12 protein-coding genes and 1 tRNA gene are annotated in these 13,892 nt (G+C 68.4%); 2 read left to right on the plus strand and 11 right to left on the minus strand.

Going from position 1 to position 13,892, the window contains the following annotated elements; genetic code table 11:
- Window positions 1-79: 79 nt before the first annotated feature.
- On the minus strand, window positions 80-2,002 hold the full coding sequence (locus tag VGU65_RS14025; RefSeq protein WP_327476715.1) for a diguanylate cyclase: 1,923 nt from the start codon (window positions 2,000-2,002) through the stop codon (window positions 80-82).
- Between the two features lie 190 nt (window positions 2,003-2,192).
- Here VGU65_RS14025 and VGU65_RS14030 point away from each other — a divergent pair.
- Window positions 2,193-2,268 (plus strand) — tRNA-Thr (locus VGU65_RS14030).
- Between the two features lie 52 nt (window positions 2,269-2,320).
- Here VGU65_RS14030 and ispH read toward each other — a convergent pair.
- From ispH to murJ, 5 genes are all read right to left on the minus strand, one after another.
- A complete protein-coding gene (gene ispH, locus VGU65_RS14035) occupies window positions 2,321-3,283 on the minus strand; it encodes a 4-hydroxy-3-methylbut-2-enyl diphosphate reductase (RefSeq protein ID WP_327476717.1) in 963 nt (320 codons plus the stop codon).
- Window positions 3,284-3,296: 13 nt separating this feature from the next.
- Window positions 3,297-3,797, minus strand: a complete 501-nt coding sequence (lspA, locus tag VGU65_RS14040; RefSeq protein WP_327476719.1) for a signal peptidase II — start codon at window positions 3,795-3,797, stop codon at window positions 3,297-3,299.
- A 123-nt stretch (window positions 3,798-3,920) separates the two neighbouring features.
- Complete coding sequence (ileS, locus tag VGU65_RS14045) at window positions 3,921-6,782, minus strand: isoleucine--tRNA ligase (protein ID WP_327476720.1); 2,862 nt, start codon at window positions 6,780-6,782, stop codon at window positions 3,921-3,923.
- Between the two features lie 136 nt (window positions 6,783-6,918).
- Window positions 6,919-7,872 carry a bifunctional riboflavin kinase/FAD synthetase gene (locus tag VGU65_RS14050; RefSeq protein WP_327476721.1) on the minus strand — a complete coding sequence of 318 codons (954 nt, stop codon included), beginning with the start codon at window positions 7,870-7,872 and terminating at the stop codon, window positions 6,919-6,921.
- Window positions 7,873-7,938: 66 nt separating this feature from the next.
- Window positions 7,939-9,546, minus strand: a complete 1,608-nt coding sequence (gene murJ, locus VGU65_RS14055) for a murein biosynthesis integral membrane protein MurJ (RefSeq protein ID WP_327476723.1) — start codon at window positions 9,544-9,546, stop codon at window positions 7,939-7,941.
- A 195-nt stretch (window positions 9,547-9,741) separates the two neighbouring features.
- On the opposite strand from murJ, the gene rpsT reads away from it, so the two are divergent.
- Entirely contained in the window at window positions 9,742-10,005 is a 264-nt protein-coding gene (gene rpsT / locus VGU65_RS14060; protein WP_017460878.1) for a 30S ribosomal protein S20, read from the plus strand.
- Between the two features lie 103 nt (window positions 10,006-10,108).
- Here rpsT and VGU65_RS14065 read toward each other — a convergent pair whose 3' ends face one another.
- The 5 genes from VGU65_RS14065 to VGU65_RS14085 form a co-directional block, all read right to left on the minus strand.
- The gene (locus tag VGU65_RS14065; RefSeq protein ID WP_327476731.1) at window positions 10,109-11,149 is read right to left on the minus strand and encodes a glycosylasparaginase; all 1,041 of its coding nucleotides are present in this window, start codon (window positions 11,147-11,149) and stop codon (window positions 10,109-10,111) included.
- Between the two features lie 143 nt (window positions 11,150-11,292).
- On the minus strand, window positions 11,293-12,363 hold the full coding sequence (gene cgtA, locus VGU65_RS14070) for an Obg family GTPase CgtA (RefSeq protein WP_327476733.1): 1,071 nt from the start codon (window positions 12,361-12,363) through the stop codon (window positions 11,293-11,295).
- A 165-nt stretch (window positions 12,364-12,528) separates the two neighbouring features.
- Complete coding sequence (rpmA, locus tag VGU65_RS14075) at window positions 12,529-12,786, minus strand: 50S ribosomal protein L27 (protein ID WP_091336927.1); 258 nt, start codon at window positions 12,784-12,786, stop codon at window positions 12,529-12,531.
- A gap of 23 nt (window positions 12,787-12,809) precedes the next feature.
- Entirely contained in the window at window positions 12,810-13,124 is a 315-nt protein-coding gene (gene rplU / locus VGU65_RS14080) for a 50S ribosomal protein L21 (RefSeq protein WP_327476740.1), read from the minus strand.
- A 114-nt stretch (window positions 13,125-13,238) separates the two neighbouring features.
- Entirely contained in the window at window positions 13,239-13,817 is a 579-nt protein-coding gene (locus VGU65_RS14085) for a DUF2059 domain-containing protein (protein WP_327476742.1), read from the minus strand.
- Window positions 13,818-13,892: the final 75 nt, after the last annotated feature.

The raw sequence follows: 13,892 nt of genomic DNA on the forward strand, positions 1-13,892 counted from the left end.
GGCCTGCCAGACGTGGGCAGACGAAAGGTGGCTTTTCCCCGACTAGCGGTAGCGGAGCCTCAGCCGGCCGTGGCGCGCGTCACACTACGCTGGCCCGTGCCGCCAGGGTTTCGACTCGGTTGCGGCCGGCGTCCTTGGCTCGATACATCGCCGTGTCGGCACGGCGGATCAACTCGGGCAGGTCATCGGACTCGTGGTCGGCTTCGGCCGCGCCAACGCTGGCGGTGACCTCGAGGCCCGGAGCGAGATTGCCCAGTGGCAGCGATTCGAGCTTGCGCCGCAGTCGCTCGGCAATCTGCAGGGCCACGTCCAGCGAGGTGTCCGGCAGCACGATCAGGAACTCCTCGCCGCCCATCCGGCCCAGCAGGTCGAAGCGCCGCAGCACCTGCCTGCAGGCCTGCGCGATGCGCACCAGCACCTGGTCGCCCACCGCGTGGCCGAAGGCATCGTTCACCGACTTGAAGTGGTCCACGTCCAGTACCAGCACGCACAGCGACTCGCCCTGCGCGCGGGCATCGCCCAGCGCGCGCCTCGCCAACTCCTCGATGTGGCGGCGGTTGGCGATGCCGGTGAGCGGATCGGTCATCGCCAGCCTGTGCAGCTTGCGCGAGCGGCGAAACTGGCGGGCCGCGAGCCACAGCAGCATGAGGATCAGCACTCCGCCCAGCACCAGCGCCACCCGCTGCCAGCGGCGCACGTGCTCCAGCGACTGCAGTTGCTGTTCCTTCAGTGCGCGGTCGGCGGCCAGGCGGCGGCTTTCCTGGTCGCGCTGGGCGGTCTGGAACTGGTAGTTCATCAGTGTGGCATTGTCCGAATGCGCCTTGCGGTCGAGCGCCTCGCGTACCTTCACCAGGCGGCGCAGATCCGTCACTTCCGGCTCCAGACGGTTCAGCGCCTGGTAGCTGCGCGCACGCGCATCGAGCAGTTCGGCCAGGTAACGCAGGTTGCCGCTCTGCTGGAGCAGCGTCTCGGCCTGGGCGTACTCGGCGATCGCCTGGTCGTGCAGGCCCAGGCCCGCATGGGCCTTGGCGGTCTGCAGCAAGACCATGTCGCGGTTGGAACGGTCGCCCGTGCGCGCGAACCCGGGCTGCGCCAGGGCCAGCTCCTCCAGCGCCTGGGCATAGCGCCCCTGCTGGTTGTCCACCTGCGCCAGCCCCAGGTGGATGCCGGCTTCCTGAGAACGGTTCTCGACCGCCCTGGCGAGCGCCAGGGCCTTGTGCAGATGGCTTTCGGCGGACGCCTGCTCGCCCACGTCGCTATCGAGGAAACCCAGTTGCATGTGGGCGGCGAGCTGCTGCGCCCGGTCGTGGCGCTGCTCGCCCAGGGCCAACAGCTTGTCCAGGTAGTCGCGCGCCTGCGCTGATTCGCCCAGCCGCCGGTAGGCCACCGCGATGTTGAACAGGTTCTGCTCGCTTTCGATTGGCGCGCCGCTGGTCTCGTAGAACTTCTGCGCCTCCAGGAAATCCACCAGCGCCAGGGCGTGCTCGCCCAGCAGGGACTGCACGCTGCCGCGCCAGGTCAGGCCGTCGGCGACCAGGCGCGTGTTCTCGTGGCGCCGGGCCAGTGCGATGCCGGCGTCGTAGTCGACCAGCGCATCGCGCGACGTGGTAAGCGACTCCTGGTTGGAGCCGCGACAGAAATGGAAGTTGACCTCGGCTTCCACGTAGCCGATCCGCCTGGCGTCGGCCAAGCCCTGGTCGGCATAGGCGATGCCTTCGGCGGGCGAAGCGTCCATGCCCAGGATGCAGAACAGGTAGCGGTAGCGCAGCTCGCGGCGCGCGTCGCCCGGAGGCACCAGGCCTTTCACCTGCTGGAGCACCTTGAGCATGTCCGCCTGGTTGTCAGGCGCGATCTCGCCACGCTCCAGCTGGCCGGCAAGCTGATCGAACGCCTCCGCCTTGCCCGGAGGCACGGTCGCGAACGCGCGTCCCAGCAGGACGCACAACAACAACATCGACACGAATCGCAGCGTCAGCGTTGCTCGAGGCGTCGGTATGGGCAAGATCAGGAATCCGGTGGGCGCCCTTCCCTGGCGAGCTCTGGCAGCGTGCGTTCCCTTAGCGGCCGGAGACCTCGAAACTGTAGCGGGCGGCGCCCCTGTCGATCCCTGCGCCAACCGCTCCGGCCTCAAGCTTGCCACGCCGGGCGCGCTTGCGTGCGCCGCGCCCGATCCGTAGAATTTCCGCCTCTTTGCCGGAATAGCTCAGTTGGTAGAGCGGCGCATTCGTAATGCGTAGGTCGTAGGTTCGAATCCTATTTCCGGCACCAGTCGCAACGAAAAAGGCCCGCTCGCGCGGGCCTTTTTCGTTGCTGATGGGGATCAGAGGCTGGCGGGAACGTTGCCGCCGTCCAGGCGCAGCTCGCGAGGCAGCGCGAAGGTGATGGTTTCGGCCTCGCCCTCCAGTTCGCGCACCGGGCCCGCGCCCCAGGACTGCAGCCTGGCGATGACATCGCGCACGAGCTTGTCCGGGGCTGAGGCGCCCGCGGTGAGGCCGATGCGGGACACGCCATCGAGCCAGCTGCGCTCGATGTGCTCCGCGCCGTCGATGAGATACGCGCGCACGCCCTGTTTTTCGGCCAGCTCGCGCAGGCGGTTGGAGTTGGAGCTGTTGACCGAGCCCACCACCAGCACCAGATCGACCGCCTCGGCCAACCGGCGCACGGCGTCCTGGCGGTTCTGCGTGGCGTAGCAGATGTCGTCCTTGCGCGGCCCCTCGATATCGGGAAAGCGCTCGCGCAGCGCGGCGATGATCGCCTTGGTGTCGTCCACCGAAAGCGTTGTCTGGGTGACGTAGGACAACTGGTGCGCGAAACGCGGAGCCAGCCCGGCGACGTCCTCGACCGATTCCACCAGCAGGATCTCGCCGCTGTTGGCGCCGTTCCACTGGCCCATGGTGCCCTCGACCTCGGGGTGGCCGGCATGGCCGATCAGCACCACGCTGCGCCCGATCCGTCCGAGCCGTGCCACCTCCATGTGCACCTTGGTGACCAGCGGACAGGTGGCGTCGAATACCTTGAGCCCGCGCCCGGCCGCTTCCTCGCGCACCGCCTGCGATACGCCGTGCGCGCTGAAGATCACCGTGGCGCCGTCGGGCACCTCGTGCAGTTCCTCGACGAAGATGGCGCCGTCGGCACGCAGCTTCTCCACCACGTAGCGGTTGTGCACCACCTCGTGGCGCACGTAGATCGGCGCGCCATAGGACTCCAGCGCGCGCTCGACGATGGCGATGGCACGGTCGACGCCGGCGCAGAAGCCGCGGGGATTGGCAAGGAGGATATCCATGGACATCCCGCGATTATCGCACGTCGCCCGCGCCCTTCCCGCTCCTCATGCCGAACAGGATCAGGAGCACCGCGCCCACCGTGATGCCGCAGTCAGCCACGTTGAAGACCGGATAGCTCCATTGGCGGTAGTAGACCTGGATGAAGTCGGTCACCTGGGCTGCGTGCAGGCGATCGACCAGATTGCCCAGCGCGCCGCCGACGACGAACGCCAACGGCAATGCGGTACGCCAGTCGCGCCGCGGGGTCCGCGCCAGCCATACCACCAGGGCGCCGCTGATCAGCAGCGCCAGCGCGACGAAGAACCAGCGCTGCCAGCCATTGCTTTCGGCCAGGAAGCTGAACGCCGCGCCGGTGTTGAAGGCCAGCGTCCAGTTGAGGAAACCCGGGATCACCGGATGCGGCATGCCCGCCGGCTGCAAGGCGTGCAACGCCCAGAACTTGCTCAGCTGGTCCAGGGCGATCACCAGCAGGGAGAGCAGCAGCCAGGGCAAGGCGTTGGGTTTGGGATGCATGGATCTCTCGCTTTGTTCCCTCTCCCGCCGGAAGAGGATGCCCGACAGGGCGGGTGAGGGTTCGGGGGGCGAGTGGCGCCGAGGCTCCCGCCCGACCCTCACCCCCGATCCCTCGGCTCATAGTCAGAACCAGCAGCGCGTCTCGCCCTGCCCCGCCACGTTCTCCACGCAGCGGCCGCACAGCTCCGGATGGTCCGGATGGCTGCCCACGTCGGGACGGCGGTGCCAGCAGCGCACGCACTTGGCCCAGTCGATCGCCGCCGCGGAAACCCAGGCCTCGCCACTGGCCAGATCCACCTTGGCGGCATCGTCCGGGCGCGGCACCAGCCCCCCCAGCGAGACATCGGAGGTGATGAAGAAGAAGCGCAGTTCCTCCTGCGCCGGCGCGTAACGCTCCACCAGTGCGGGATCGGTGTGGATCGCCAGGCTGGCTTCGAGCGACGCACCGATCCGCTCGGCCTTGCGCATGCCCTCGAGCACGCGTGCGCCGGCCTCGCGGATCGCCAGCAGGTCGGCCCACCAGCGGCGCTGCTCGGGCGAGCCCTGCGTGGCGGCCAAGCCGTCGTACCAGGTCTCGAACAGCACGCTTTCGCCGTGCTCGCCGGGGAGCTGCTGCCAGATCTCCTCGGCGGTGAAGGCCAGGATCGGCGCCAGCCAGCGCACCAGCGCCTGCGCGATGCGGAACATCGCGCTCTGCGCGCTGCGCCGCCCGTGGCTGTCGGTCGGCATCGTGTAGAGCCGGTCCTTGGTGATGTCCAGGTACAACGCGCCCATCTCGTTGGTGCAGAAGTTCTGCACGCGCGAGGCCACGTCGGGGAAGTCGTAGCGCTCGTAGGCTGCGATCACCGCCTGCTGCACGTCGTAGGCCTGCTGCACGGCCCACTGGTCCAGTGGCAGGGTCTGCTCCACCGGCAGCAGGTGCCTGGCCGGATCGAAGCCGTCCAGGTTGCCGAGCAGAAAGCGCGCGGTGTTTCGGATGCGCCGATAGCTGTCGGAGACGCGCTTCAGGATCTCGTCGGAGACGGTCATCTCGTTGCGATAGTCGGCCGAGGCCACCCACAGGCGCAGCACGTCGGCGCCGAGCGTGTCCATCACCTTCTGCGGCGCGACCACGTTGCCGATCGACTTTGACATCTTGCGGCCCGACGCATCGACGGTGAAGCCATGCGTTAGCACTTCGTCATACGGCGCGCGGCCGTGGATCGCCGAGGAGGTCAGCAGCGAGGACTGGAACCAACCGCGATGCTGGTCCGAGCCTTCCAGGTACATCACCTTGTACTGCTCGGCATCGCCCTGCTGCAGCTCCGGCCGCTGACCGATCACGCAGAAATGGGTGACGCCCGAGTCGAACCAGACGTCGAGGATGTCGGTGACCTTCTCGTAGTCGCCGGCCTGGTCACCCAGCAGCTCGGCCGCGTCCAGCTCGTACCAGGCGTCGACGCCGCCCTGCTCCACTTTCTTCGCCACCTGTTCCAGCAGCGCGACGGAATCCGGATGCGGCTCCTGGCTGCCCTTGTGCACGAACAGCGCGATCGGCACGCCCCAGGTGCGCTGGCGGCTGATGCACCAGTCCGGGCGCCCGGCGACCATGCCGGCGATGCGCTCCTCGCCCCAGGTCGGCACCCAGCGCACATCCTTGATCGCCTTGAGCGCGGTCGCGCGCAGGTCCGCCTGCTCCATGCCGATGAACCACTGCGGCGTGGCGCGGAAGATCACCGGCGTCTTGTGGCGCCAGCAGTTGGGATAGCTGTGCTCGATCTTCGCGTGCGCCAGCAGCACGCCGCGGCCGCGCAGCAGTTCGACGATGGCGTCGTTGGCCTTCCAGATGTGCATGCCGGCCAGCGCGAGGCCGTCGGCCGCCGGCACGTCCTCGCGGTAGGCGCCGCGGGAACCGACATAGTTGAGCGTGCCGATGCCGTTGTCGCGGCCGACGATGAAGTCCTCCATGCCGTGGTCGGGCGCGGTGTGCACGGCACCCGTGCCGTCCTCGGCGGACACGTGCTCGCCGAGCAGGATCGGGACTTCGCGCGGGTAGAACGGGTGATGCAGCTTCAGGCCATTGAGGTCGGCCCCCTTGGCGTGGCCGAGCACGCTCGCGTTATCGACGCCATAGCGCTTGAGCGCCGGCTCGACCAGCGCGCTGGCGATTGCCAGCAGCACGCGCCGCCCCTCGCGTGCCGGGCCTTCGACCAGCGCATATTCCAGCTCGGCGCCCAACGCTACCGCCTGACTCGAGGGCAGCGTCCAAGGCGTGGTGGTCCAGATCGGCACAGCGACGATGGCATCGCCCGCGTCGACGCCGAACTTGCCCGCCAGCGCCTTCGGATCGATCGCGTCGTAGGCGACATCCACCGCGGGCGAGACCTTGTCGCCGTATTCGATCTCCGCCTCGGCCAGCGCCGAACCGCAGTCGAAGCACCAGTACACCGGCTTGGCGCCGCGCACCACGTGGCCGTTGGCGACGATGCGCGCCAGCGCGCGCAGCATGTCGGCCTCGTAGCGGAAGTCCATCGTCCTGTACGGATGCGACCAGTCACCCAGCACGCCCAGCCGCTTGAAGTCGGCGCGCTGGGCGTCGATCTGCTCCTGCGCATACTCGCGGCACTTCTGGCGGAACGCTCGCGCGTCGAGCTTCTCGCCCGGCTTGCCATACTTCTTCTCCACCGCGATCTCGATCGGCAGGCCGTGGCAATCCCAGCCGGGCACGTACGGCGAGCGATAGCCGGCCAGCAGCTTGGACTTGACCACCATGTCCTTGAGGATCTTGTTGACCGCATGGCCGATGTGGATCGCGCCGTTGGCGTAGGGTGGGCCATCGTGCAGCACGAAGGTCTGGTCGCGCCCGGCGGCGTGCTGCTGGATCTGAGCGTAACGGCCGGCCTGCTCCCATTCGGCCAGCCAGTGCGGCTCGCGCTTGGGCAGGTCGCCGCGCATCGGGAATTCCGTCTGCGGCAGGTTGATCGTGCTCTTGTAGTCGTGCGTCATGGTGGGTGTCCGTGGGTCGCGCGAGGCGCGACACGCGCTGGCGAACCATTAAAACTAGTGGAAATTGCTGCGCTGCGGTAGCAGCAGGCGAGACCCGAGGGCCTGGCCGCGCCCGAAGCGCACCGATCAAAGCGCGTCAGGCTTCGGCCAGCCGCGGGTTCATGCCCAGCAACTCGCGCGCCAGGCGGGCGTCGGCATGCATCTGCGAAGTGAGCGCCGTCAGGTCATCGAACTTCTGCTCGTCACGCAACTTGGCCACGAACTCGACCGCCATGCGACGGCCGTAGAGATCGCCCTCGAAATCGAACAGATGTACTTCCAGCAACGGTTGCGCGACCTGATTGACCGTGGGCCGCAAGCCCAGCGAAGCGACACCGGGCCAACTGCACGGGGCGTCCCCCAGGCCCACGCGCACGGCGAAGATCCCCTGCACCGGGCTCGCGCGCCCGCGCAGGTGGATGTTTGCGGTGGGAAACCCCAGCGTTCGCCCGAGCTGGTTGCCGCGCTCGACCCGGCCGTCGATCACGAACGGCCGCCCGAGCAGCGGCGCGGCGCCGGTGAACTCGCCCGCAGCCAGCAGTGCGCGCACGCGCGTGGCCGAAACGCGGGTGCCCTCGAGCAGCACCGGCGGCATCACCCGCACGCCGAAACCCAGCTCGACGCCCATGCGCTCGAGCAGGGCGACGTCGCCGGCCCGCTTGTGGCCGAAGCGGAAGTCCTCGCCCACCCAGACCTCGCGCGCGGCCAGCCGTTCGACCAGCACGCGGCGCACGAAATCCTCAGCCGATAGCGAAGTCAGCGCCGCGTTGAAGCGCAACAGCAGCACCCGTGCCATGCCGGCGGCGGCGAAGCCAGCGAGCTTCTCGCGCAGGCTGGACAGCCGCGGCACCGGTTCGCGCGAGAAAAAGGCCCGCGGCAGCGGCTCGAAGCTGATCACCGCCGGTGTCGCCTCCAGCGCCTGCGCACGGATGCGCACCTCGGCCAACAGGGCCTGGTGGCCCCGATGCAGTCCGTCGAAGGCGCCGATGGCCACCACGCTGCCCGCGGGGGCCAGGCAGGGGCCCATGAGGTCCCGGGAAAGTGTCGTCATCCGGCGAGTATACGAAAGCCGTGCCGTTGTCCTTGCGCCCATGCGCCCGCAGACGGGCCGCGAGCCTCAGACTCCGCGCAGCTCGCCGAGCCGGAAACCCATGGCGAACAGCGAAGCCACGTAGGCCAGCCCTCCCGCTCCGACCAGCACGGCCAGGTGCCAGACACGCGTGAAGGTCGATACCGTCGTCCAGTCGGGCCACAGCCAGCGCCCGAGCAGCAGCACCACGACCATCGCCAGGCAGGCGACCGCCAGGCGCACCGCATGACGCGTCCAGCCCGGCTGGCGTTCGTACACCCCGGCCCGGCGCAGCCAGTGCCACAGCAGGCCCAGGTTGATGTAGCTGGCCAGGGCGCTGGCCATGCCCAGCGCCATGTGCAGGCCGGGCACCTGCGCCAGCGCCTGCAGCCACGGCGCCTGCTTCTGCGCCGGGGTGGCCCACAGCGCGAACAGCAGCGTCACGAACAGCAGGTTGAAAACCATATTGGTGATGAGCGAAGCCACGCCGGCGCGCACCGGCGTGCGCGTGTCCTGCCGCGCGTAGAACGCCGGCAGCAGCACCTTGACCAGGGCGAAGGCCGGCAGTCCGAAGCTCAGCGCGGTGATCGACAGGGTGGCCATCCGCGTGTCGAACGCGTTGAAATGCCCGTGCTGGAACAGGGTGGCCACCAGCGGCTCGGCCAGCAGCATCAGCCCGAACATCGCCGGCACCGCGATCAGCAGCGTGGTGCGCAAGCCCCAGTCGAGCGCCTTGGAAAACCCCGCGTGGTCGGTCGCCACGTGGTGGCGCGACAGCGACGGCAGAATCACCGTGCCCAGCGCCACGCCGAACACGCCCAATGGCAGCTCGAGGAACCGATCCGCCTGCGACAGCCAGCTCTGCGACCCGGCGATCAGCAGCGAGGCGATCACCGTGTCCAGCAGCAGGTTGATCTGCGCCACCGAAGAGCCGAACAGCGTGGGTACCATCAGGCGCATGATCCGGCGCACCTGCGGATGGCTCCAGCCCCAGCGCGGCAGCGTGAGCAGGTCCAGCCCGCGCAGCGCCGGCAGCTGGAAGAGCAACTGCAGGATGCCAGCGACCAGGATCGCCCAGCCCATCGCCAGGATCGGCGTCTGCAGGCGCCGGGACAGCCACAACGCACCGGTGATCATGCACAGGTTGAGGATCACCGGCGTCAGCGCCGGCAGGCCGAATCGGTGGAAGCTGTTGAGCGCGCCGCCGCACAGCGCCGTCAGCGAGACGAACAGCAGGAACGGGAAGGTCAGCCGCAGCAGTTCGACCGTCAGCTGGAACTTCCTCGGCTCGTCGATCGCGCCTGGCGAGAACAGCGTGGTGACCTGCGGCGCGAAGATCAGGCCCAGCGCCGTCACCACCAGCAACACGCCGCCCAGCGTGCCGGAAACGCGGGACATCAGGTCCTTCAGCTGCGCGTGGCTGCCCTTCTCCTTGACCTCGGTGAACACCGGCACGAAGGCGGTGGAGAAAGAGCCCTCGGCGAACAGCCGGCGCATGAAGTTGGGGATGCGAAACGCCACCCAGAATGCGTCGGTCGCGGCATTCGCGCCGAAGGCGGCGTTGATCGCCATGTCGCGCACCAGCCCGAGCACGCGCGAAACCATCGTCATGCTGCTGAAGGAGAGCAGCCCGCGGAACATGCTGGGGGACTTCATGCGTGGAACGGAACCCGGGCGCGGCCAAAGCGCGTAGTGTGACAGCCTGCCGGGGCGCGCAGGTAGCGGCCGCGTGGCGGCGTGGTGGCTGGCGCGCCCTTGCCGCGGCGGAGGCCCTAAACAGTTGACCGGCCAACGCATTGGGCCCATAATTGCCCGTCTTTTTCCAACCCAAGCCTTCTCTGGAGTTCTACCTTGGCCAACATCAAGTCCGCGAAGAAGCGCGCGCGCCAGTCCGAGCAGCGCCGCCTGCGCAACGTCAGCGCCCGTTCCATGGTGCGCACCGCCCTGAAGAAGGTCGTCAAGGCCATCGAGGCGAAGGACAAGGCCGCCGCCGTGGAAGCCTTCGCCGCCGCGCAGCCGGTCATGGACCGCTACGCCGCGCGTGGCCTGATCCACAAGAACAAGGCCGCTCGCCACAAGAGCCGCCTGAACGCGAAGATCCGCGAGCTGGCGTAAGCCAGCGCCCCGTCCGGGTTGGTGGAAAGGCCGGCGCAAGCCGGCCTTTTCGTTTGCCCGGCAGAAAGGCAGGCGGCCCGACCGTGCCGCAGAGCCGGGGACTTCAGGAGAAGCTGGTCGTGTATACGCTGGGTGACGCGAACAGGCCGTCCTGCTTGCCCGCATCGCACACGGCGTAGGTGAAGCCGCGCTGGATCGCATGGGCGCCCACCGCGCCGTCGCGCCGCAGCGCAAGAAAACCGACCTGGATTTCCTTGGCCCCGTCGGGCCGCTTCTTGACGATGCGCCGCACGGCCTCCTCGCAGGCCTCCTGCGGGCTGCGCCCCTGGCGCATCAGTTCGACCACCAGGAAGCTGCCGGCGTTGCGGATCACCTCTTCGCCCACGCCGGTCGACGTGGCGCCGCCGACCTCGCCGTCCACGTAGAGTCCGGCGCCTATGATCGGGCTGTCGCCGACACGCCCGTGCATCTTCCACGCCATGCCGCTGGTGGTGCAGGCGCCAGCCAGGTGGCCGTGCGCGTCCACGGCGAGCATGCCGATGGTGTCGTGGTTGTGCCTGCCGCCCGGCAGCATGCTGCGGTGATAATCGAGGTTTTCGCTGTTGGCCACCGGCTTGTACTTCGCCGTCTTGAGCCATTCGTGCCAGGCCTGCTCGGCCTCGGGCGTGAGCAGGTTCTCCTCGTGGAAGCCTTGCTCGCGGGCGAACTGCAGCGCGCCGTCGCCGACCAGCAGCACGTGCGGCGTGGCCTCCATCACCCGGCGCGCCACGCGGATCGGATGTGCGATGTGTTCCAGGCAGGCCACCGCGCCGCAACGACCGTCACCGTCCATGATGCTGGCGTCCAGCGTGACGTGGCCGTCCCGGTCCGGATAGCCGCCCTTGCCGACGCTGTGGTTGTTGAGGTCGGACTCCGGCACCTGCGCGCCCCGCTCCACCGCATCCAGCGCCTTGCCGCCGGCGGCGAGCACGGTCCATGCCGCCCGGTTGGCCGGGATGCCGAAATCCCAGGTGGAGACCACGCGGGCGCCGCCCGCGCCCGGCAGGGCGCCCTTCGATGGTGCGGCGGCGGCCGCGAAGCGCGGCGCAGCGAGCGCACCGGCAGCCAGCACGGAGGTTTTCAGGAACTCACGGCGGGAGGGCATGGGCGGAGAACTCCTCGGACAGAGACCCGCATGATGCGCGATTGGGACTGGGCAGGCGAGCTTGGGGGTCCCTGCAAGGCTTCCCCGGCCGCCTGTCGGCACCTTCGCCCGTGGGACGGGGAAAGGCTCGCCAGAGAAGCCGCCTACGGCTCGCCACGCAGCCGCACGTCTCCCGGCAGCATGTCCGTGCGCTCCTCGCGCGCCTGGTGCTGCGCCTCGAAGAAGCGTTGCACCTGCTGGCACACCGCCATCGTGTTCTCGCGCGCGATCGCCGACACCAGGAACCAAGGTTCCTGCCAGCCGAGCCGCGTGACGATCTCCTGGGCCACCGCCTCCCGCTCGTCCTGCGGCAGCACGTCGGCCTTGTTGAGCACCAGCCAGCGCGGACGCTCCAGCAACTGCGGGTCGAACTTGGCCAGCTCCTGCTCGATGGCCCGCACCTGCTCCACCGGATCGGTGCCGTCGATCGGCGCGATGTCCACCAGGTGCAGGAGCAGCCGCGTGCGCGAAACGTGGCGCAGGAACTGGATACCCAATCCCGCACCCTCGGCGGCGCCCTCGATCAGGCCGGGAATGTCGGCGATCACGAAGCTTTGGTCGGTGCCCAGGCTCACCACGCCCAGGTTCGGGTGCAGCGTGGTGAAGGGGTAGTCGGCCACGCGCGGCGTCGCGGCCGATACGGCGCGGATGAAGGTCGACTTGCCCGCATTGGGAAAGCCTAGCAGCCCCACGTCCGCCAGCAGCTTGAGCTCGAGCTTGAGCTCGCGCACCTCGCCCGGCGTGCCCGGCGTGGACTTGCGCGGCGCACGGTTGACCGAACTCTTGAAATGGATGTTGCCCAGGCCGCCCTTGCCGCCCTCGGCCACCAGCAGCCGCTGGCCATGCTGGGTGAGGTCGCCGATGGTCTCGTCGGTATCCACGTTGGTGACCACGGTACCGACCGGCACGCGGATGGTGGTGTCATCGCCGCCCTTGCCGTACATGTCCGAGCCCATGCCGTTCTCGCCGCGCTGGGCCTTGAAGCTGCGCTGGTGGCGGAAATCGATCAGCGTATTGAGGCCCTCGTCGGCAACCAGCCAGACCGAGCCACCGCTGCCGCCGTCGCCGCCGTTGGGGCCGCCGAACGGAATGAACTTCTCGCGGCGGAAGCTGACGCAACCGTTGCCGCCGTCGCCGGCCTGGACTTTGATGATCGCTTCGTCGACGAATTTCATGGCGTTGGGGACCGGAAACAGGAATGGGGAGCTGGGAACGGGAAGAGCGTGAAAGCCAAGGTTAACCGGGAAGCTGCATGTTCCCCGTCCCTGCTCCCGCTTTTGCCGCCTTGCAAAACAAAAGCCCCGCCGAAGCGGGGCTTTCGCTGCAGCGTCGGGGGGCGATCAGCCCTTGACGACGCTGACGAACTTGCGGTTGTTCTCGCCGCGGGTCTTGAATTCGACCACGCCGTCGGTCAGCGCGAACAGGGTGTGGTCACGGCCCAGACCCACGCCGGTGCCGGCATGGAACTTGGTGCCGCGCTGGCGGACGATGATGTTGCCGGCCTCGATGGCCTGGCCACCGTAGATCTTCACGCCCAGGTATTTCGGGTTCGAGTCGCGACCGTTGCGGGACGAACCTACGCCTTTTTTGTGTGCCATGACTTAAATCCTCCGGCTCTGTATCAGGCGTTGATGCCCGTGATCTCGACTTCGGTGAAATGCTGCCGGTGCCCCATCTGCTTCTTGTGGTGCTTGCGGCGGCGGAACTTGATGATGCGGATCTTGTCCGCACGGCCGTGGCGGCGCACGGTGGCCGAGACGGTGGCGCCGGCAACGGTCGGCGCGCCGACGTTGACCGAATCGCCCGAGCCGACCAGCAGCACCTGGTCGAAGCTCACGTTGGCGCCTTCCTCGGCGTCCAGCAGCTCCACGCGCAGCACGTCGCCCTGCTGGACGCGGTACTGCTTGCCGCCGGTCTTGATGACTGCATAACTCATGGGAATGTCCCTTCTGTCGTTATTCTCTTGGGTTCCACCACGCGCGAACCGGCCGCGGTGAACGGCGGATTATAACGAGCCGGTCAACGCCTGGTCAATCTTTGAGCAGGCGGTTCACTGCCTGGCCGACGAGCTGCCCGCTGCGGGCGCGGCCAGCTTGGGCTCCGTACCGGCAGCCGGCGCCGCCGGGCAGCGACCCTGGGCGTCGATACGGCCGCTCTTGTGCAGGTCGGCCAGCATCGCCTGGGCCCGCTGGCGACCCCATTCCTGGCCCAGTTGCATGCCTTCGGCCATGGTCGCGGGCATTTCGGTGATCACCTTGCGGCCCAGCGGCGAGCGGTAGAACTTGAGCAGGCCCTGGATGTCGGCCGCGCTGAAGTGCCGCTGGTAGATCGGCACCATGCGCTCGGTCAGCTCCCGCACGCCGTTGGCGTCGATGAAGTTCTGCCAGTAGCTGGCCGGCACGCATGGGACCTGCTGCTGCATCATGGCCGCCATCTGCTTGTTCATCTGGCCGAGCATGCGATCGACGCCGGACGCTTCGATCAACTGGCGCACCTGCGCTTCGCTGGCTTCAGCCTGGATAGCCGGCTTGTGGGTGGCCGCCTTGTGGTGCTTGTGGGTGGCCGCCACGACGCTGCCGGCGCCTGCCGCCAGCAGCAGGCCCAGGCCCGCTCCGATCCACTTGCGCATCTGATCTCCGCCGCTTCGCGGCCCTTCGTACGAACAGCGCATTTAGCCACAGCGCGATGGCCGGCGGAATCTCAA

This window comes from Frateuria sp., assembly GCF_035943815.1.
Lineage (GTDB): Bacteria > Pseudomonadota > Gammaproteobacteria > Xanthomonadales > Rhodanobacteraceae > Frateuria_A.